14 protein-coding genes are annotated in these 18,064 nt (G+C 60.2%); 13 read left to right on the top strand and 1 reads right to left on the bottom strand.

Features of this window, described 5'->3' with window-relative positions:
• The 7 genes from AC50YL_RS09970 to AC50YL_RS09940 all read left to right on the top strand — a co-directional run bounded on the left by AC50YL_RS09970 (position 1) and on the right by AC50YL_RS09940 (position 9,536).
• On the top strand, positions 1–1,233 hold the full coding sequence (locus tag AC50YL_RS09970) for a VWA domain-containing protein (protein WP_494831540.1): 1,233 nt from the start codon (positions 1–3) through the stop codon (positions 1,231–1,233).
• A 100-nt stretch (positions 1,234–1,333) separates the two neighbouring features.
• Complete coding sequence (locus AC50YL_RS09965) at positions 1,334–1,597, top strand: hypothetical protein (protein WP_494831538.1); 264 nt, start codon at positions 1,334–1,336, stop codon at positions 1,595–1,597.
• A 186-nt stretch (positions 1,598–1,783) separates the two neighbouring features.
• The gene (locus AC50YL_RS09960; protein ID WP_494831536.1) at positions 1,784–2,377 is read left to right on the top strand and encodes a pentapeptide repeat-containing protein; all 594 of its coding nucleotides are present in this window, start codon (positions 1,784–1,786) and stop codon (positions 2,375–2,377) included.
• Between the two features lie 248 nt (positions 2,378–2,625).
• Positions 2,626–3,603 carry a Rieske 2Fe-2S domain-containing protein gene (locus AC50YL_RS09955; protein ID WP_494831534.1) on the top strand — a complete coding sequence of 326 codons (978 nt, stop codon included), beginning with the start codon at positions 2,626–2,628 and terminating at the stop codon, positions 3,601–3,603.
• A gap of 332 nt (positions 3,604–3,935) precedes the next feature.
• Positions 3,936–6,440 (top strand): WG repeat-containing protein, encoded by a 2,505-nt coding sequence (locus tag AC50YL_RS09950; RefSeq protein WP_494831532.1) that lies wholly within the window; start codon positions 3,936–3,938, stop codon positions 6,438–6,440.
• A gap of 337 nt (positions 6,441–6,777) precedes the next feature.
• Positions 6,778–9,108, top strand: a complete 2,331-nt coding sequence (locus AC50YL_RS09945) for a cobaltochelatase CobT-related protein (RefSeq protein ID WP_494831530.1) — start codon at positions 6,778–6,780, stop codon at positions 9,106–9,108.
• 71 nt (positions 9,109–9,179) lie between these two features.
• Entirely contained in the window at positions 9,180–9,536 is a 357-nt protein-coding gene (locus AC50YL_RS09940; protein ID WP_494831528.1) for a GIY-YIG nuclease family protein, read from the top strand.
• Between the two features lie 253 nt (positions 9,537–9,789).
• Here AC50YL_RS09940 and AC50YL_RS09935 read toward each other — a convergent pair whose 3' ends face one another.
• Positions 9,790–10,539 carry an SDR family NAD(P)-dependent oxidoreductase gene (locus AC50YL_RS09935; protein ID WP_494831526.1) on the bottom strand — a complete coding sequence of 250 codons (750 nt, stop codon included), beginning with the start codon at positions 10,537–10,539 and terminating at the stop codon, positions 9,790–9,792.
• 174 nt (positions 10,540–10,713) lie between these two features.
• On the opposite strand from AC50YL_RS09935, the gene AC50YL_RS09930 reads away from it, so the two are divergent.
• The 6 genes from AC50YL_RS09930 (at position 10,714) to AC50YL_RS09905 (ending at position 18,054) form a co-directional block, all read left to right on the top strand.
• Positions 10,714–11,835: a sensor histidine kinase gene (locus AC50YL_RS09930; protein ID WP_494831524.1), complete on the top strand. Its 1,122-nt coding sequence runs from the start codon at positions 10,714–10,716 to the stop codon at positions 11,833–11,835.
• A 22-nt stretch (positions 11,836–11,857) separates the two neighbouring features.
• A complete protein-coding gene (locus AC50YL_RS09925; RefSeq protein ID WP_494831522.1) occupies positions 11,858–12,415 on the top strand; it encodes a GNAT family N-acetyltransferase in 558 nt (185 codons plus the stop codon).
• A gap of 397 nt (positions 12,416–12,812) precedes the next feature.
• On the top strand, positions 12,813–14,333 hold the full coding sequence (locus tag AC50YL_RS09920; RefSeq protein WP_494831520.1) for a PTS mannitol transporter subunit IIBC: 1,521 nt from the start codon (positions 12,813–12,815) through the stop codon (positions 14,331–14,333).
• Positions 14,334–14,396: 63 nt separating this feature from the next.
• On the top strand, positions 14,397–16,442 hold the full coding sequence (locus AC50YL_RS09915) for a BglG family transcription antiterminator (RefSeq protein WP_494831518.1): 2,046 nt from the start codon (positions 14,397–14,399) through the stop codon (positions 16,440–16,442).
• A 23-nt stretch (positions 16,443–16,465) separates the two neighbouring features.
• Entirely contained in the window at positions 16,466–16,903 is a 438-nt protein-coding gene (locus AC50YL_RS09910; protein ID WP_494831516.1) for a PTS mannitol transporter subunit IIA, read from the top strand.
• Complete coding sequence (locus AC50YL_RS09905; RefSeq protein WP_494831514.1) at positions 16,900–18,054, top strand: mannitol-1-phosphate 5-dehydrogenase; 1,155 nt, start codon at positions 16,900–16,902, stop codon at positions 18,052–18,054. The genes AC50YL_RS09910 and AC50YL_RS09905 overlap by 4 nt, the downstream gene beginning before the upstream one ends.
• Positions 18,055–18,064 lie beyond the last annotated feature (10 nt).

Raw genomic sequence — 18,064 nt, 5'->3', positions numbered from 1 at the left:
ATGACGGCACCGGATCCGGAACAAGTGAAACGCTGGCGGCTGATCTTGGGGGCCGCCGCGGAGGAGAAACTGCAGGGGCTGGGCGGCGTGACGAACCCGCGCCTGCTCGACGAGGAAAGCCTGCTGCTGGACGAGGCTTTGGCCGCGATCTATGACGGAACGGCCGGGACGGGCGGTTACGGGGCGGACGCCGGACCGCCCGCCGGCGGCAATCGGCCGCGAACGGCGGGGCTGGGTTCGTCCTCGCCGAGGCTGGCCAAATGGCTGGGCGACGTGCGGACGTTTTTTCCGGCGGACATCGTATCCGTCATTCAGGCCGATGCCGTGAAACGCAAAGGACTGACCCAGCTCTTGTTCGAGCCGGAGCTGCTCTCGCAGGTGAAGCCCGATATCGGGATGGTCGCGACGCTCATGGCCCTGCGCGGCCAAATCCCGGAACGGACCAAAGAAACGGCGCGCAAGCTGGTGCGCGAAGTGGTCGAGGAAATCGTCAAGCGGCTCGCCCAGGAGCTCACGCGGGCGGTGACCGGCGCGCTCAACCGGAGACGGCATTCGCCGCTTCCTTCGCTGACGGGGCTAGACTGGAATACGACGATCCGCAAAAATTTGAAGCATTACGATGCCAAGCGCAAGCTGCTGATCCCGGAAAAGGTGTACTTCTTCGACCGGGCGCGCAAGAGCAAGGAGTGGACGGTCATCCTCGATATCGACCAGAGCGGCTCGATGGCGAACTCGGTCATCTATGCGTCCATCGTCGGGTCCATTTTCGCCAGCATGCCGTCGCTCGAGACGCGGGTCGTCGCATTCGATACGGAGGTCGTCGACCTGAGCGAGCAATGCGCGAACGATCCCGTCGAGATGCTGTTCGGCATTCAATTGGGCGGCGGCACGGACATCAACAAGTCGATCCAATACTGCGAGACGTTCGTGGCGGAGCCGAAGAAGACCATCTTCCTGCTCGTCTCGGATCTCTACGAAGGCGGCAATCAGGCGGAGATGATCCGCCGGCTGCGCGCGATGCACGGGGCCGGCGTCAAAACGATCTGCTTGCTGGCGCTTTCCGACGACGGGACGCCTTCCTACGACGAAGGCGTGGCGAAGCGGCTCGCGGAGTACGGCATCCCCTGCTTCGGGTGCTCGCCGGACAAGCTGCCCGAACTGATCGAAGGCGCGTTGAAAGGCATGGACCTGCAGCAGCTGGCGGAGCGGGTCGGACAAGGGAGCAAGAGATAAACGAGGTTGCGGTCGTTAGCGCGGTTCCGGGAAATTGCCGAGCCGATGCTTGGTGACTGACAACCGTTTAGATGAATTGCCGGAGGGAGGCGTGAGCAGCATGGCGGAAACCGGCTTTGCTACCCAATACGTCCGTTCGGAATGGAAATTGAACGAAACGATCATTGCGCTCGCCCCGTCCGAATCGGAGCCGCATTGCTGTTATGTCTTAACGGATAGCGGGAGTCTCTGGGAGCTCAAGACCGATGTCCGGTCGCAATCGCTCATGTATGCCATTGGTATCGATGAGCTTGATTGCGGCGCCGAAATCTCGGTGATCCTGTCTCCCGGCGATGAATACGCGGCTGTCGCTTTGGGAATCTGAGGACGGTCCGAGTCTCCGCATTTTATTTTGGGGCAGGTACGATTGGGATGATCCGATATGCTGGTTGGGCGATCATGTTATCGGGATCACGGGACAGTGCGTACGGCTCCCTCTCCAAAGCATTCATCGATTACCGCGACGACATCCTAACGCTATACATCCCCGCAACGGAAGGGAAATGATCCGATGTTCACCGAGACCGAGTATTACGACGAGAAGTTTAACGACCTTCGGTTTGCCAACGAGACGCTTACGTCCGTCCGGTTCTACGATTGCGTGTTCACGGACTGCGTGCTGAGCGAGACGGTGTTCACGGACTGCAAATTTTCGGGCTGCAGCTTCGTCCGTTGCGATCTGAACGGCATCAAAATCGTCGACAGCGACTTTTCCCATGCCAGCTTCGCGCAATCCAAGGTGGTCGGCGTCAATTGGAGCGAAGGGGAATGGCCGAGAATCAGCGTTCCCGCGCTGCTGAAGTTCGAGGAGTGCACGCTGAACCATTCCACTTTCATCGGACTAGACCTGCCGCAGAGCGTCTTCCGCGATTGCCTGGCCAGGGACGTGGATTTTCGGGAGGCGAAGCTGAACGGGGCGGACTTGCGGTCGACGGATTTCAGCGAAAGCCTGTTCGGCGACACCGATCTGAGCGGCGCCGATCTGTCGCATGCGGCCAACTACCGGATCGATCCGAGCCAAAACCGGATCTCGCAGGCGACGTTCATGCTGCCGGAAGCCTTGTCCCTGCTGCATAATATGGATATTATTCTCGGCGAAGACTAGATGCGCCGATAGTAGATCTCGCTGTTTAATATAACGAAATCATAGTGCGCCAAAGCCCGTTCCTGCGGCAAGCCTTCTGCAGACGCGGGTTTTTTGTACGTCATGCACAACGATTGCATATGCGCGTTAGGTTATTTGACATATCTATAACGTGCATTATTGACGGATTCGAAAAGCCTCCCTATACTAAGCTCAACCAAAGTCGGAATATCGAACGATTCAATGGCCTGCAAGGGAGGCGAACAAGCTTGATCGAAGACCCCGTTCTTGCGCAAGAATGGCTGCCCGTCTGCCTGTCGGCCGATTTGAAGGAACAGCTGCTGAAAGTGACGGCCGCGGGCGAATACGTCGTCGTGTTCCGCTCGGAAGGCGACGTGCATGCATTGAAGGACGTCTGCGTGCATCGCGGCGCGCCGCTATCCTTGGGCAAACGGAAAGGCGATTGCATCGTGTGTCCGTACCATGGCTGGGAATACGACCGCGGCGGACAATGCGTCAAAATTCCGCAGCTCGACCCTGCCCGCGTCATTCCGCCCAAGGCGCATACCCAAGCGTTCGGCTGCCGGGAACGCTACGGCCTCGTTTGGGTCCGGCTGCTTCGTTCGGACAGCCGTTTCCCCGAATATCCGGAGATCGACTCGGGTGCGCTGCGGCTGCATGCGACCATGGGGCCCTACGACGTGAGGGCGGCGGCGCCTAGACTGATCGAGAATTTTCTGGATGTCAGCCACTTGGCGTTTCTCCACGAAGGGTATCTGGGAGCGCCGGAGTATCCGTACATCTCCGATCATGACGTGCACTGGATCGACGGCAGAGGCGTATCGGACGACATCCTCATCGTGCAGCCGAACGGCGACGGCAGGGGCAGAGAGGTCCAATACCGGTACGTCTATGAAATTTTAAGCCCGGTCAGCGTGAAATTCACGAAGACCGATACCGAAACGGGCGACGTCGTATCCATCCAATTATGCGTCCGGCCGAACGAAGAGCGCCGTTCCGCGGCTTACTTCCTGGTCGCGAGCAATTTCGACGTCGATACGCAGGCGTTCGTCTCGTATCAGGAGCTGATCTTCAACCAGGATGTCGAAGTGCTGGAGAATCAGAAGCCGGAGGAGCTGCCGCTCGACCTGCAGCTGGAGATGCACCTCAGGTCGGACCGGATCAGCATCGCCTACCGCAACTACCTCAAGGAACGCGGCGTCAGGTGGGGCGTCATCTACGGTTAAGTCCGACTCGTTTGACGCAAAAAGATGAAGCGTCCGCGCGACAAAAAAGCGGCCCGAAGCATGAAATTTCATGCTTCGGGCCGCTTTTAACGTCAGGCGGGCATCGCGTGCTGCAACACGCGCTCGAGAAACCGCTGTGCCCGTTCGCTCTGCGGGCGGGCGAAGAATTGCCCGGGCTCCAGCCGATTCAGCGGTAGCATTCCCATTAGCAGCGATTCCGAGTCCCGCGCCGATACGCGTCCGGCGAATATCCGCGCTTCCTTGGATGCATATCTGACGCCGGTCCGCATACGATTAGGCGAAGATGCGGGATACGAGGGAGGATGCTGGAGATGGCTGCATACGAATCGCGGCTGACGCAGCTGGTGCGGGCTCACCTGCCGAACGGCGCGGTGCCGGTCATGATCGACAAGCCTTACCCCCATGCGGCGGTCGTCGCGGCGGATCTGAACGGGGACGCGGTACCGGAGGTCGCGGCGGTCTATCGCCGAGGCGGCGGGCTCTGCCTGCTGGTGCTCGCCTACCGGGACGGCGCATGGCAGGAAGCGTGGCGAGCGGACGGACAGGGCGTCGGCGTCACGCACTTCGCGGCGATGCCCGTGACGAGAGCGGGGACGCCGAATCTAGTCGTCGGCTGGCGGGACGAGGCCGGATGGACGAAGCTTTCGGTCTACGAGCGGACCCGCGAGGGATTCGCGGAGACGGCTTCTTCCGCCATGCGCTGCCATTATATGGAGGCGATGGATATGCCGGGCCCGTCGGGCGGCCTGGACGGCAAAGCCGAACTCGCGCTCTGGTCGCATGCCGGCGGCGGCGCGTACCGGGTCGAGGTCGTCAGATGGACGGAGGGCGCTTTCGTGCCCGCACCGGACGCGTACGGGTATTACTTCCCGGTCGTCGCCCGCTATCACGAACGTTTGACGAGGCTGGCTCCCGGAAATCCGTTCTATTGGTATCGTCTCGCGGACGCGCAGCATCGCGCCGGACTGCCTCAGCTCGCGCTGGCGTCCGTCGACCGGGCGCTCGGCATCACGCTGGAGCCGTCGCGCGACGAGCTGCTGGCGCTGGAGCGCAGCATCAGGTTATCGCTCGCGCCGTACCGCCTTGCGCGCGCCGCGGGGCTATACCCGGCCTCGCTCAAAACCAAAGCCGGCACGCGCTGGGGCTATATCGACGCCTCGGGAAGGATGGCGATCTCCCCCCGGTTCGACGATGCGATGGATTTTCAGCCGAACGGGCTTGCCGCCGTCGCGGAGCACGGAAAGTACGGCTTGATCGATGCGTCCGGCGATTATCGGGTGAAGCCGGTCTACGATTCCATCGGCACCTTCTCCGAGGGGCGGGCGACCGTCATCGACGCCCAAGGCTTCGGCTTGATCGACGAGAAGGGCGCCGTCGTGACGAAACGATCCTATCCGTTCATTGCGGATCTGCATGACGGAAGAGCGTTGTTCTACGTGATGGACGACGGCAACGGCGAAGGCGGCGCTTCTCGCTACGGCTACCTGGACGCGCAGGGGAACGAGGCTATTCCGGCCCGATTCGCGGATGCGAACGACTTCAATGCAGGCAAAGCCGTCGTGAAAATCGCGGACAACGAATACGCGCTCATCGGCAAGGACGGCGGGACGATCGCCACCTACGCGTACGCATCCGTCGGTCCGCTGAGCGACGGGCTGCTTTCCTTCCGGAAGGAAGCCGCCGGCAAATACGGCTACATGGACGAGCGCGGAACCGTCGTGATCCAGCCCGCGTATACGTCGGCGTTTCCGTTTCATGAGGGCAGAGCCATCGTGAATACGAGCGAGGATTTCCGTTCGGATTACGGCGTCATCGACAAACGGGGGAAGGTCATCGTCAAGACGGAATACAACGACGTGCGCGACCTGGGCGAAAGGCGGTTCGCTCTCGGCCGCGCTGTCGACCCCGAGCAGCCGTTCATCGGCTCGCGGTACGCCATTGCGGATTGGAACGGCAAACGGCTGACGGATTTTCTGTATCGCGACGTCTCCGATTACAAACACGGGCTCGCATCCGCCTCGGACGCGAAACAAACGTACTTCATCGATCTCAGCGGCAAGCCGGCGCCGGGTTATCCGCGCGCGGAGGGAAGCGGTTCGTTGACGGTGGAGGAAGGCGGGGTGATCAAAGCCTATATCGATCAGCGGCTCTCGTACCTGGCCCGCGACGGCCGCATCGTCTGGAAGCAGAACACCGTCATTCCGCTGCAGGCGCCATACGCGGTGAAGGAATTAAAGTTCAAGCCGAATCCGGATTACCTCGTCTATTATCCGGAGGTTGAAGGCATCGCGGATCCGGCGGGGCAACGCACAGTCAACGCGAAGCTGAAGGAGATGTCGCAGGTCAAGCCGATTCCCGCGAACCAGCAGCTCGATTACGCGTACAGCGGCGATTTCGAAGTGGCGTTCTACAAGCAGCAGCTGCTGGAACTGGAGCTGACCGGCTACAACTTTCCCTTCGGGGCGGCGCACGGGATGCCGACGAAGACCTACGCGATCATCGATTTGACGAGCGGGCGGATGTTCGGCCTCCGGGACTTGTTCAAGCCCGGCAGCGACTACGTGAAGGTGCTGAGCGATATCGTCGGCAAGCAGATCAAAGAGGATCCGCAATATTCGTACGTCTTTCCGGACGCCTACAAAGGCATTCAACCCGATCAGCCGTTCTTCGTCACGGCGAACGCGCTGCATCTGTATTTTCAGCCGTACGAGATCGCGCCTTACGTGGCAGGGTTCCCGACGTTTACGATTCCGTTCACCCAGTTCGGAAATATCCTCGATACGGAAGGCGCGTTCTGGAAGTCTTTTCATCAATAACGATAGGCTGACGAGGAGATATTGCAGTACGAAAGCATTATTAATGATACGAATAATTCGCTTCGTTAATTATCGCAAAGACCGCAGAAAATGCGGTTTTTTTTGCGTTTTGTCCATAGCCGATTTGCTTGCCAAGGCGGCAGGAATGAGGCTTTCGCGGAAATTTGCGGCATGGATTGACGAGCGGCGGGATGCGGGGCTATAATGATTTTGCATTTAGTAATTTAGTAAATTAGTAAATCATAAACGAAGTGCAATCGCTCGATATGTGACCGAATTCAATTCGCAATGTAATTCGATCAAGAGCGTATTCGATATGCTTGAAAGGAGCGTAGCAATGACGCAGCAAGAAAATTACCTGTTGTCTCCGGCTCGGCGGTTGACGGCCGACGAACGGGCATTGGTCTGGTCCAAGCCGCCAACCCATCAGATCAGCGCCGAAGAGCGGCGGATTTGCCGGGAGGTCAAGCGGAATTGGGAAAGCGCGGAAATGAAAATCGCCACGATACTGCTCGAGGGCGACGCCGGTTCCGGCAAGACGCAGTTGGCCAAAGCGTTATCGGCCGATTTCGGCCTGCCTTATACGAAGATCACTTGTTTTGCCGACATGGATAAATCCGATGTGATCGGCGCCATTTTGCCGGTGTTGACCTCGGAGGAATTGGAAGCGTTGGAACCGGAGGACCGGGCGATGCTGAAGGCCTTGTACGAAAGCGATGCGTTCGAGAGCGCGTCGCGCGCGTTGGCGGAGGCGTTCGGCTTCTCTCCGGAAGAAGCCGCCGGGAAGCTCAAGCGGCTCATGAAAACGGCCGCGGCGGGCGCGGGGAGCGAAGCGGTCGAATACCGCTTCTACCCGTCCGAGATCGTGAGGGCGTACCGGCAGGGCTATCTGTTGGAGATCCAAGAGCCGACGGTCATTCGCGACGCCGCGGTATTAATGGCATTGAATTCCGCTTTGGAGCCGGACGGCGCGCTCAACCTTCCGACGGGAATCCTGCGCAGGCATCCGGATTTCATCGCGGTCATCACGACGAACCGCGGCTACGCGGGGGTCAGGCCGCTGAACGAAGCGCTCCGCGACCGGGTGCAGCATTCCGAGCGCATGGACCTGCCGGCCAAGTCCGTCATGATCGAAAGGGCGATGGCCAAGACCGGCTACCGGAACGAGCAGGCATTGAACGTGTTGGCGGACGCCATCATGGTGCTCGATCATACCGCGAGAGCCCATGCGATCAAAGGCGTCGCCGGCATGCGTTCCTATTTCTACTGGGCCGACGCGGTGGCAGGCGGCGTCGATGCGCGGGAATCGCTTTATCATAAGGTCATCTACAAGGTTTCTACCGATCCGGTGGACATCGGGCTGTTGGAGGAAGCGTTGGAACGCCGCGGCTTGCTAGCGGAATTGGATCGGCTGCCGACGGAACGCGGCAAGGATGATTCGCGCCCGGAGGAACACGGCACCGAGGAGCGTCAGGATGAAGTCGCCGACGCCGATAGGAACGACATGGAAAACGACATGGAAACTAACGACGCCGAAGCTATCGGCAACGAAGCCGATGACGCCGAGGCTATCGCAATCAAGACTTGGGGTGCCGTGAACGCCGTCCCTGCCAAGCAGGAGAACGCGACGGACGAGCAAGGAATCGCCCTGAAAAAGTCGGCCGACAGCGAGGAAGGCTCGGCAGGCGAAGCCGGCGAGCATGCGGCGATGGAAAGGTCGGAGACGGAGGAAGACGGGGCCGCCAGGTATCATCAAGCGAACCCGGACGCCGCGCCCGCGGATGCGGAGCGCGCCGCGCGGGAGCATCGCAAGAAGTTGATCCAAGACGCCAGAGAAGCGGTGAACGCCTCGATGCATCAAGCCGTCAGGCTCGTGGTGCACCGACCCGGCCATGACGCGGAGAGCGAACGGGAATACGATCGGTATCGCTCGGAGCTGATGCCGATCGTCCGGGAGATCGCCGGACAGGCGCTTCCGCTGCTGGAGCATGAGACGGCTTCGGAATTCGCGCGGAATCAATATTCCGGCAGCAAGTTCCAGGCGGACAGCGTCGCCTACCGGGATTACCGCCATTTCGCCAAGAAGCGGCCGCCCTCGGAATCGCCGTCGCTCGCGGTCGCGCTGCGGGTGGACGAATCCGCCTCGATGTCGGCGTTCGGCCGATTGGAGGCGGCGAAGCGCGCGGCGCTCGCGGTCTACGAGTTTTGCCGGCTGTGCGGCATCCCGGTGATGATCTACGGGGATACGGCGGACGTATCGCGGTTGGAGCAAATGTCGATCTACGCGTATGCCGACCTCGAAGCGCCGGAAGCGAACGACCGGTTCCGCCTCATGGGCATTCGGGCCAGAAGCAACAATCGCGACGGCATGGCGCTGCGCGTTATCGCGGACCGGCTGGCGGCCGCTCCCCAGCGGACGAAGCTGCTCATCAGCGTCAGCGACGGACAGCCGAAGGCGATGGAAGACTACGCCGGCGGCATTGCCGTCCAAGACATGCAGGCGGTCATCGCGGAATACGAGCGGCGCGGCATCGCTTTCCTGGCGGCCGCGATCGGTCAGGATAAAGACGTCATCGGCCGCATTTACGGAAGCGAACGCTTCCTGGACATCACGGATCTGGAGGAGCTGCCGGTTAAGCTCGTGCGTTTGATCGCACGGCATTTATAAATGGCCGATTCGGCGAGCCTACGGCACGCTTCGGCCGGATCGCCGAAATTCGAAGAAGAAGGGGAAACGAAATGGACAAACAAAAGCGCAAGGAGCTGCAGGATGCTTACAGTCAAATCAAGACGTACATGGGCGTCATCCGAATCACGCATGCCGCGAGCGGCAAGGCATATGTCGGCGCATATCCGAACCTCAAGAACAAATGGCTGACCATCCAGAGTCAGCTCGACATGGGAAGATTCGCGAACGCGGGACTGCAGCGGGATTGGAACGCATTCGGGGCCGAGGCTTTCGGCTACGAGGTGCTCGAGGAGAAGGATGCCGGCGACGTCGCCGACAAACGATGGGCATTGAAGCAAATGGAGACGCGCTGGCTGGAGAAGCTGCAGCCCTACGAGGACAGCGGCTACAACAAGCCGCCGAAATAATGTATTTGCGACAAGCATATGCAAGAACGTGAAAAGAGGACCGGCATTGCCGGAGTTTTGAACGATCGCGTCAATAGAAAACCGGATTCCGCCATGCGGGGAACCCGGTTTTCCGTTTTGTTGCCTTATCGCCTTAATGTCTTGTCGTCTCTTCATTATGACGTCATGTCTGCTTATCGTCATATCGTCATGTAATCTCGCCACCTTGTCTTGCCGGGACAACAAGGGATTGGGCGAACAACCGAACGGGTAATTATTCCTCGTAGATCATTTTGCGGGTCATGCCGCCGTCGATGACGAGGTTCGTCCCCGTGACGAAATCGTTCGCCGGATCCGTCAGATACAAGCAGGCGCGCGAGATATCGTCCGGCTTCCCGACGCGCTGCGCCGGATGCTGGGCATGGTCGGCCGGCCTCAGGCTGCCGTAATCGCCGTTCTCGATCCAGCCCGGGCTGATGGCGTTGACCCGTATGCCGTCCGGCCCGAGCGAGAGGGCGAGCGCGTGCGTGAGGGAGAGGATACCTCCTTTGGATGCCGCGTACGCCTCGGAGTTCGGCTCGGACATGAGCGCCCGCGTCGAGGCGATATTGACGATCGCGCCGCCGCGGCCGCCGGCTTTCATCAGCTTGGCGGCTTCTCGCGCGCATAGGAACGTTCCCCGCAAATTCGTGTTCAACACGTAATCCCATTCCTCGACGGACAGCTCGTACACGGACTTCCACGCGCCGAGACCGGCGTTATTGATCAGCGCGTCCAATCGGCCGCCGTTTTCCCGCAGCGAGGCGAAGCATGCTTCGATCGAGGCGGGATCGCTTAGGTCGACCGTATGGCTGATCGGCTCCGGTCCTTCTCCGCGGACGAGCGCGGACGTTCGTTCCAGCGACTCGGCATTCCTGTCCAACAGGATTACGTTCGCGCCTTGCCTGGCATAGGCGAGCGCGACATCCCGGCCGATCCCGCCGCCCGCGCCCGTAATCATGACATGGCGATTCCGGAAGGTCATATTCCGATTCACTCCATTTCGACGTATTCTACTATTCAGATATAACCGCGCAGGAAGGGATTGTCAAATCAGTCCAGTATTTGCAGGGTAATATATGGTAATTGAACGGCTTGGCAGGAATACGAGGCGGATTGTGGAAAGTAAGTAGTATATTTCATACGATGGAGCGAAACCATGAGCGAATTCATCCGATTTTTCGAAACGCATACCGGCACGATTATCGAAAACTGGATCTACCGTATGGAAACGGCTTACCCCGGGCAAAACAAATCGGAACTGCTTCGCGCTATTTGCAAAAAATATATTGTGCTTATCGCCGATATCGACATCCCGTTGGATCACCATCCCATCTATAAAGAATTCGAAGTCTGGTGCGAGAACCTCTTGCAGCAGAAAGTAACGATCGACCAGGTACTCAAAAGCTCGGCGTTCTTCCGCGAAGCCTTCATCGACGCGATTGCCGAATTCGACACGGAACGATCCGAATTGATGCGGTTGATCGCATGCGCGATCTCGCGGATCGACACCTTTCAAGCGACGATTTACACCTATTTCTGGAAGCATGCCCACGGCAAAATCCAGGCGCAGGACAAGCTGATCGAGGATATGCACGACGACAAGCTGAATCTCATCGGCAAGATGGCTTCCAGCATGGCGCACGAGATCCGCAATCCGCTCACGACCATCAAAGGGTTCTTCGTGCTTGTCCGCAAATTGCTGCCGCCGGACGAACTGGGTAAAATCGACAATTATTTGGATATCATCGACCATGAATTCCGCAACATCGAAATGCAAATCACGGGCTTCCTGAGCTTCTCGCGCAAGCCGATCGCCGACGAGGACAGCGTCGTCACGCCGCTGAACGAGCTGATCGAGAAAACGCTGCTGCTCGTCAGTCCGCTGCTCCTGAACGAGAATATCGATCTGTCGTTGTCGCTGCAGGAAGGCATCCGGGTCAAAATCCAAAAGGTGTCCGTCGTTCAAGTGTTCTCCAACCTGCTGAACAACGCGATCGACGCGCTGCGCGACGGGAAGGGCGACCGGAAGATCATCGTGCTTACCTATGCCGACGATGCTTATACATACGTAAGAATCAGCAATACGGGTCCGGAGATCCCGCCCGAGATGCAGCAGCGCCTGTTCGCGCCGTTCGTCACGAGCAAATCCGACGGAACGGGCCTCGGGCTTGCCATCTGCAAGCAAATCGTGGAACGGAACGGCGGCACGATCTCGTTCGAATCCAATCGGCACGAGACGTCGTTCACCGTCAGGCTCAACAGCTTTTTGGACGAATAAAGAGACCGGAGAGGGATCGAACATGGAACACCGGACGACCGAGCAGTGGAACGAAGCGTTATGGGCGGAAGCGGAGCCGGTCTATCGGGAAGGGTTTCCCGAGCATGGCAGGAAGCCGAAGGCGATCGTCCGCCGCATGTTCGAGCGGGGCATCTGCGCGCTGCATGTCTGGGGCGAGCCCGGCGCGGCGGTCGCGATGGCGCTGACGGCGTTCGATTCGCGCGCCGGCGTGCTCGTCATCGATTACCTGGCCGTGCGGGAGTCGCGGCGGGGCGAAGGAATCGGCCGCGCATGCATTGCGTCGGTCAGGAACTGGGCGCTTGGCGTCATGCCCGAATGCAAGGGCCTCGTCATCGAGGCGGAAGCCGAGGAGACGGCGGAGAACGCCAAGCGGATCCGATTCTGGGAGAAGGCCGGATTCACGCTGACGGAATACGTGCACGCCTATGTCTGGGTCCCGGAGACGTACCGCGCGATGTATCTGAGCTTCGACGCCGGCCGCCCCTTGACGTATGATGGCAGAGAGCTGTTCAAAGCGATCACGAGGTATCACGAAAGGGCGTACCGCGGCCGCGAATAGTAGCTTAGCTTGTTGCGGCCGTAGATGCCGAGCCTATCGAGTCTCCCCGAACTTCCTCGGCTAATGCGGTTTTCTTGTTTCCGAGAGCTGAATTCGCACGAATCGAAGCCGGCAGAACGATGGGAAAGCCTGCAATGAAAAGTCGAAAAAACCGCGGTACCCCGAGCACGGGGGGGCCGCGGTTTTTCGCGTTTTCGCCTCGTTGATTCCGTTTGCGTCTTCTGATTTCGGAATCGGCGGGGATCGGATTCGGCAATACTACCGGCAGCGAACGAAGGCTAACAAAATCATGTCAACATCGATCATGACCGAATGCGATTTTCATTTGATTGAAGATGAAAGCGCTTGGCTTTACGATAAGGACGCAACATATTTCATTCCTTGGGGGGCTATCCTAATGGCAACTGCAGCTGCGCGACAAAAGCCATCCGCAGATGGCGCTAGAGTGAAAGTACAGCGTTTCGGACGCTTCTTGAGCGGCATGGTCATGCCGAATATCGGCGCTTTCATCGCCTGGGGCTTGATTACCGCGCTGTTCATTCCGACCGGCTGGATCCCGAACGAGGAGCTGGCGAAGCTCGTCTCGCCGATGATCACGTACCTGCTGCCGCTCCTGATCGGATATACGGGCGGCACGATGGTTCACGGGACGCGCGGCGGGGTCATCGGCGCGGTCACCACGATGGGGGTCATCGTCGGCACGGACATTCCGATGTTCATGGGAGCGATGCTCGTCGGGCCTTTGGCGGCTTGGGTGCTGAAGCGATTCGACCGCGCGATCGAAGGCAAGATCAAATCCGGCTTCGAGATGCTCGTGAACAATTTCTCGTCCGGCATTATCGGCGGCATCTTGGCCATTATCTCCTATCTGGTCGTCGGACCCGCCGTCCAGGTCGTGAGCAAGGGACTCGCCAACTGCGTGCAGGCGCTGGTGGACGCCAATCTGCTGCCGCTCGCGAACGTGCTCATCGAGCCGGCGAAGGTGCTGTTCTTGAACAACGCGATCAACCATGGCGTACTCAGCCCGATCGCGCTGGAGCAAGCGTCCAAGACGGGCCAATCGATTCTGTTCATGCTGGAATCCAATCCGGGTCCCGGACTCGGCATCCTGCTCGCGTATTGGTTGGTCGGACGAGGCTCCGCCAAGATGTCCGCCCCGGGCGCGGCGATCATTCACTTCTTCGGCGGCATTCACGAGATCTACTTCCCTTACATTCTGATGAATCCGCGGTTGATCCTTGCGGTCATCGCCGGGGGCGTGACCGGCACGTTCACGTTTTCGCTGTTCCATGCGGGACTGGTCGCGCCGCCGTCGCCGGGCAGCATCTTCGCTTACGTCGCCATGGCGCCGAAGGGCGGCCTGCTGTCGATCTTCACCGGGATCATCACGGCGACGATCGTGTCTTTCCTGGTCGCGGCGCTTCTGCTGAAGACGAGCAAGCATGCCGAGGAAGAAGACGGCTTGGAAGAAGCCTCGGCGAAAATGAAACAAATGAAGCAAGCGCCGATCGCGGCTTCGGCCACGGCGGCAGCGCCGGCCGCGGCAACTGTTCCGGTCATGGCGGGAGGAGCCGCCGGCACAGCGGGCTCGGCAGCGCCGGCACCTGCCGCTGACGCCGCATCGGGCGTCGTCAAAGCGGCAGCCGACGTAAACAAAATCGTCTTCTCCTGCGATGCCGGCATGGGCTCGAGCGCGATGGGCGCCTCTATTCTTCGCAAGAAGATGAAAGACGCCGGCGTCGGCGTAACGGTGATCAATACCGCGATCAGCGAGATTCCGTCCGATGCCGACATCGTCGTCACGCACAAATCGCTGACCGACCGGGCGCGCAGCCAAGCCCCGCAGGCGGAGCATATCGGAATCGACAATTTCATGAAAAGTCCGGCGTACGACGAGCTGGTCAATCGTTTACGTTAACAGAACCGACTAACGCTGGCATCCTGCCGGCGTTATCTCCATTTCGGCATGAGGTGCATGGGCATGAAATTATCTCACCGGCATCGGCAGATCCTGGAGCTGCTGCTCGCTCGAATCGAAGACGTCACGGCAGGGGAGATCGCCGCCGAGATCAACGTCAGCACGAGGACCGTCCATCGGGAGCTGTCGGAGCTCGAGACCGTCGTCGGCGAGATGGGCGCGGCGCTGCAGAAGAAGTCGGGCACGGGCATTCACTTGCAGGCGGACGGCGAGAAGCTGCAGGCGCTGAGAAGCCTGCTGCTCGAATCGAAGGCCGTCGAATACTCCGCGCAGGAACGCAAGCTGATCATGCTGTGCACGCTGCTTCGGGAGGATGAACCGGTCAAGCTGTTCACGCTCTCCCGGGAGCTCGGGGTCACCGTACCGACGGTCACGAGCGACTTGGACGAATTGGAAGAGCGGATCAAGCAGGCCGGCCTCGTTCTCGTCCGCAGAAGAGGGTACGGCGTCAGCCTGAGCGGTTCCGAGTCGAGCATGCGCGGCATGATCGCGCGGTTGGCGCGAAGCTTTCTGGACGAATCCGATCTGTTCGGCCGATCGGATCAACCTCAAGGTCCCGCCACGGCGAGGCTGCTGGCGTTGATCGGGAAGTCGTACTTCGGCCAGGTGGAAGAAGCGCTGTGGCAGACGGCGGACGACGAGCTTAACGCCCTGCCCGAGAAGGAATACACGCAGCTCTTGATCCAGGTCGCGATTGCGATCGCGCGGATTCGAGCCGGCAGGCCGATCGAGCTGATGCCGGAGAAGCAGTCCGAGCGTCGGCGCGAGCTGTCGGCGAGCGTAATCGCGTATCTGTCGCATGCGGTCGGCTTGGCGTTCTCCACCGCGGAGACCGCCTACATCGCCGGGCTGCTCGAGCCGCGGCGCGCCGCGCATCCGAATCAATTGCTGCCCGAGGAAGCGCTGGGTTACATGGAGCTGATCTGGAAGCTCGTCCGGAACATGGAGGCGCGGAGCGGCGTTCGCTACGGCGCCGACCGTTCGCTTCGGGACGGCCTGCTCGGCCATCTGGAGTCCGCGCTGAAGCGCCTGCGGACGGGGGCCAATATCCGCAATCCGCTGCTGGCGCAGATCAAGCGGGATTACGAGGGGTTGTTTCACGAGCTTCGCGATGCGGTGAACGAGACGTTGACGGAGACCGAGGTGCCCGATGAGGAAATCGGCTATCTCGTCATGCATTTCGGGGCGTCGCTGGAGCGGCAGAAGCAGTTTCGGCGCAATGTCAGGGCGATCATCGTCTGCACGGGCGGCATCGGGACGTCCAAGATGCTCGCCGTCCGCCTGACGAAGGAGCTGCCGCAGGTCGACATCGTCGGCCATGCTTCCTGGTTCGAGGCGGCCAGGATCCCGGAAAGCGAGTACGACCTGATCATCTCGACCGTGGAGCTGCCTTTGGACGAGGAGCGGTACATCAAGCTCAGTCCGCTGCTCGCGCCGGAGGAAGCGGAGCGGCTGCGGTTCTTCATCCAGAACGTGACCCTGCGACAGGACGACGCCGACCGGGGTTGTACGCATCCGCATGAAATCGGCGAGCCATTCGCAAAGCCGGACCGCGTTAAACGGTACGTCGACGAAATCGTCGGAATCGTCGAGCGGTTCGCCGTCCACGCGCTGGAGGATTCGTTCAACAGCCTGCAGGCGACGCTGGCCGCGATGTGCGGCTATGCGAGGGAGGCGGGAGTCATCGACGACGAGGCGCCGATCGTGCGGCTATTGCTGCAGCGCGAACGCCAGAGCAGCCAGGTCATTCCCGACACGGGCCTAGCGCTCTTCCATGTCCGCAGCGAGCTGGTCCGCCTGCCCTCGCTGGGACTGTTCCGGCTGCGACAGGATTTGGTGCTGGACGGGACCTTGTCTTCCGGGGTCCGGCAGGTGCTGCTGATGCTTGGACCCCGGGAGCTCTCGAAGGAAAGCCTGGAGGTGCTGAGCGAGATCAGCTCGTATTTGCTGATCCCGCAGATGGTCGAGCTGCTGCAGGACGGCAGCCGCGCAGAGATTCAACGGTTCCTCTCGCGGGAGCTCGAAGCATTTCTGGAGACAAAAAAATAAACGGATAGAGGAGCAAACCCACGATGAGTATTTTATCGAACGACAAAGTGAAATTGAACGCGCAGCCCAAGGATAAATTCGATGCGATCCGCATGGCCGGGCAGCTGCTCGTCGATGCCGGGCATGCGTCGGAAGGTTACGTCGCCAAGATGCTGGAACGCGAATCCACGCTGTCGACTTACATGGGCAGCGGGCTCGCCATTCCCCACGGCACGCAGGATTCCAAATCGTTGATCCGTTCGACGGGGCTGTCCATCGTGCAAATTCCGCAGGGCGTGGATTTCGGCGAAGGCGAGAAGGCGTATCTCGTGATCGGCATCGCCGCGGCGGGCAACGATCATCTGGAGATCCTGACGAACGTCGCGATGATCTGCTCCGAGGACGAGAACATGGAAGCCATCCTGAAGGCTTCTTCGCCCGAAGCAATGGTGCGGATCTTCGAAAGCGGGCTGGAATCATGAAGGCCGTTCATTTCGGAGCGGGGAATATCGGCAGAGGGTTCATCGGCCTCGTCTTGTCCGAGGCGGGGTACGAGGTCGTATTCTCCGACGTGAACGTCGCGCTGGTCGAGCTTTTGCAGCAAAAAAAAGCGTATACCGTACGATTGGCGAACGAAGCGCAGGATATTCATCACGTCCACGACGTAACGGCGATCAACGGCAATAATCTGGACGAGGTGGCGGAAGCCGTGGCGCAGGCGGATTTGGTCACGACGGCCGTCGGCGTGAACATCCTGCGCCATATCGCCGCCGGCATCGCGAAGGGCTTGGAGCTGCGCATGGCGCGCGGTGCCGGCCCGCTGCATATTATCGCCTGCGAGAACGCGATCGGCGGGAGCACGCAGCTGAAGGCGCATGTATACGGCCATCTGAGCGCGGAGCGGCAGGATCACGCAAGCCGTACGATCGCGTTCCCGGATGCCGCCGTCGACCGGATCGTGCCGCTGCAGCAGAGCGACGATCCGCTCGAAGTCCGGGTCGAGCCGTTCTATGAATGGGTCGCCGACGAATCGCAAATGATCCCGGGCACGCCGCGCATCGCGGGCATTCATTACGTGGATATCCTGGAGCCGTACATCGAGCGGAAGCTGTTCACGGTGAACACGGGACACTGCGTCGCGGCTTATTTGGGGAGCTATTACGGGTTCTCGACGATCCAGGACGCCATGGCGAACGGACCGGTCGCGGCGCTCGTGCGGCAGACGATGGAGGAGACGGGAGCCGTGCTCGTGAAGCGGTTCGGCTTCGATGCGGAGGAGCATGCAGCCTATATCCGCGAGATTCTGAATCGCTTCGTCAATCCGTACTTGACGGACGAAGTGAGGCGCGTCGGCAGGTCGCCGATCCGCAAGCTGTCCGCGAACGACCGTCTCGTTCGGCCTGCCATGCAGGCCTTCGAGCTGGGACTGCCTGCCAAGTATTTGACGCTCGGCATGGCGGCGGCGCTTCTGTTCGGCGCCGCGGACGATCCGGAAGCGGTGCAGCTCCAGGCGGATCTTCAAGCCATCGGCACGAGCGGGACCGTAGCCAAATACACGACGATCGGCGAGGACCATCCGCTTCATGAGCCGATCGTCGACCAGTACGAGCAGCTGAAGAAAGCGAAAACCTAAGGGGGCGTGC

The organism is Paenibacillus sp. J22P277, assembly GCF_059383675.1.
The sequence above is the reverse complement of the archived record's forward strand: the minus strand, read 5'-3'. Positions and strand labels throughout refer to the sequence as shown.

Excerpts from the sequence above, each read along its gene's own strand:
- AC50YL_RS09970 (WP_494831540.1), top strand. The coding sequence starts at position 1 with ATGACGGCACCGGATCCGGAACAAGTGAAACGCTGGCGGCTGATCTTG.
- AC50YL_RS09915 (WP_494831518.1), top strand. The coding sequence starts at position 14,397 with ATGAAATTATCTCACCGGCATCGGCAGATCCTGGAGCTGCTGCTCGCT.
- AC50YL_RS09925 (WP_494831522.1), top strand. The coding sequence starts at position 11,858 with ATGGAACACCGGACGACCGAGCAGTGGAACGAAGCGTTATGGGCGGAA.
- AC50YL_RS09940 (WP_494831528.1), top strand. The coding sequence starts at position 9,180 with ATGGACAAACAAAAGCGCAAGGAGCTGCAGGATGCTTACAGTCAAATC.
- AC50YL_RS09920 (WP_494831520.1), top strand. The coding sequence starts at position 12,813 with ATGGCAACTGCAGCTGCGCGACAAAAGCCATCCGCAGATGGCGCTAGA.
- AC50YL_RS09910 (WP_494831516.1), top strand. The coding sequence starts at position 16,466 with ATGAGTATTTTATCGAACGACAAAGTGAAATTGAACGCGCAGCCCAAG.
- AC50YL_RS09960 (WP_494831536.1), top strand. The coding sequence starts at position 1,784 with ATGTTCACCGAGACCGAGTATTACGACGAGAAGTTTAACGACCTTCGG.
- AC50YL_RS09965 (WP_494831538.1), top strand. The coding sequence starts at position 1,334 with ATGGCGGAAACCGGCTTTGCTACCCAATACGTCCGTTCGGAATGGAAA.
- AC50YL_RS09950 (WP_494831532.1), top strand. The coding sequence starts at position 3,936 with ATGGCTGCATACGAATCGCGGCTGACGCAGCTGGTGCGGGCTCACCTG.
- AC50YL_RS09945 (WP_494831530.1), top strand. The coding sequence starts at position 6,778 with ATGACGCAGCAAGAAAATTACCTGTTGTCTCCGGCTCGGCGGTTGACG.
- AC50YL_RS09930 (WP_494831524.1), top strand. The coding sequence starts at position 10,714 with ATGAGCGAATTCATCCGATTTTTCGAAACGCATACCGGCACGATTATC.
- AC50YL_RS09935 (WP_494831526.1), bottom strand. The coding sequence starts at position 10,539 with ATGACCTTCCGGAATCGCCATGTCATGATTACGGGCGCGGGCGGCGGG.
- AC50YL_RS09905 (WP_494831514.1), top strand. The coding sequence starts at position 16,900 with ATGAAGGCCGTTCATTTCGGAGCGGGGAATATCGGCAGAGGGTTCATC.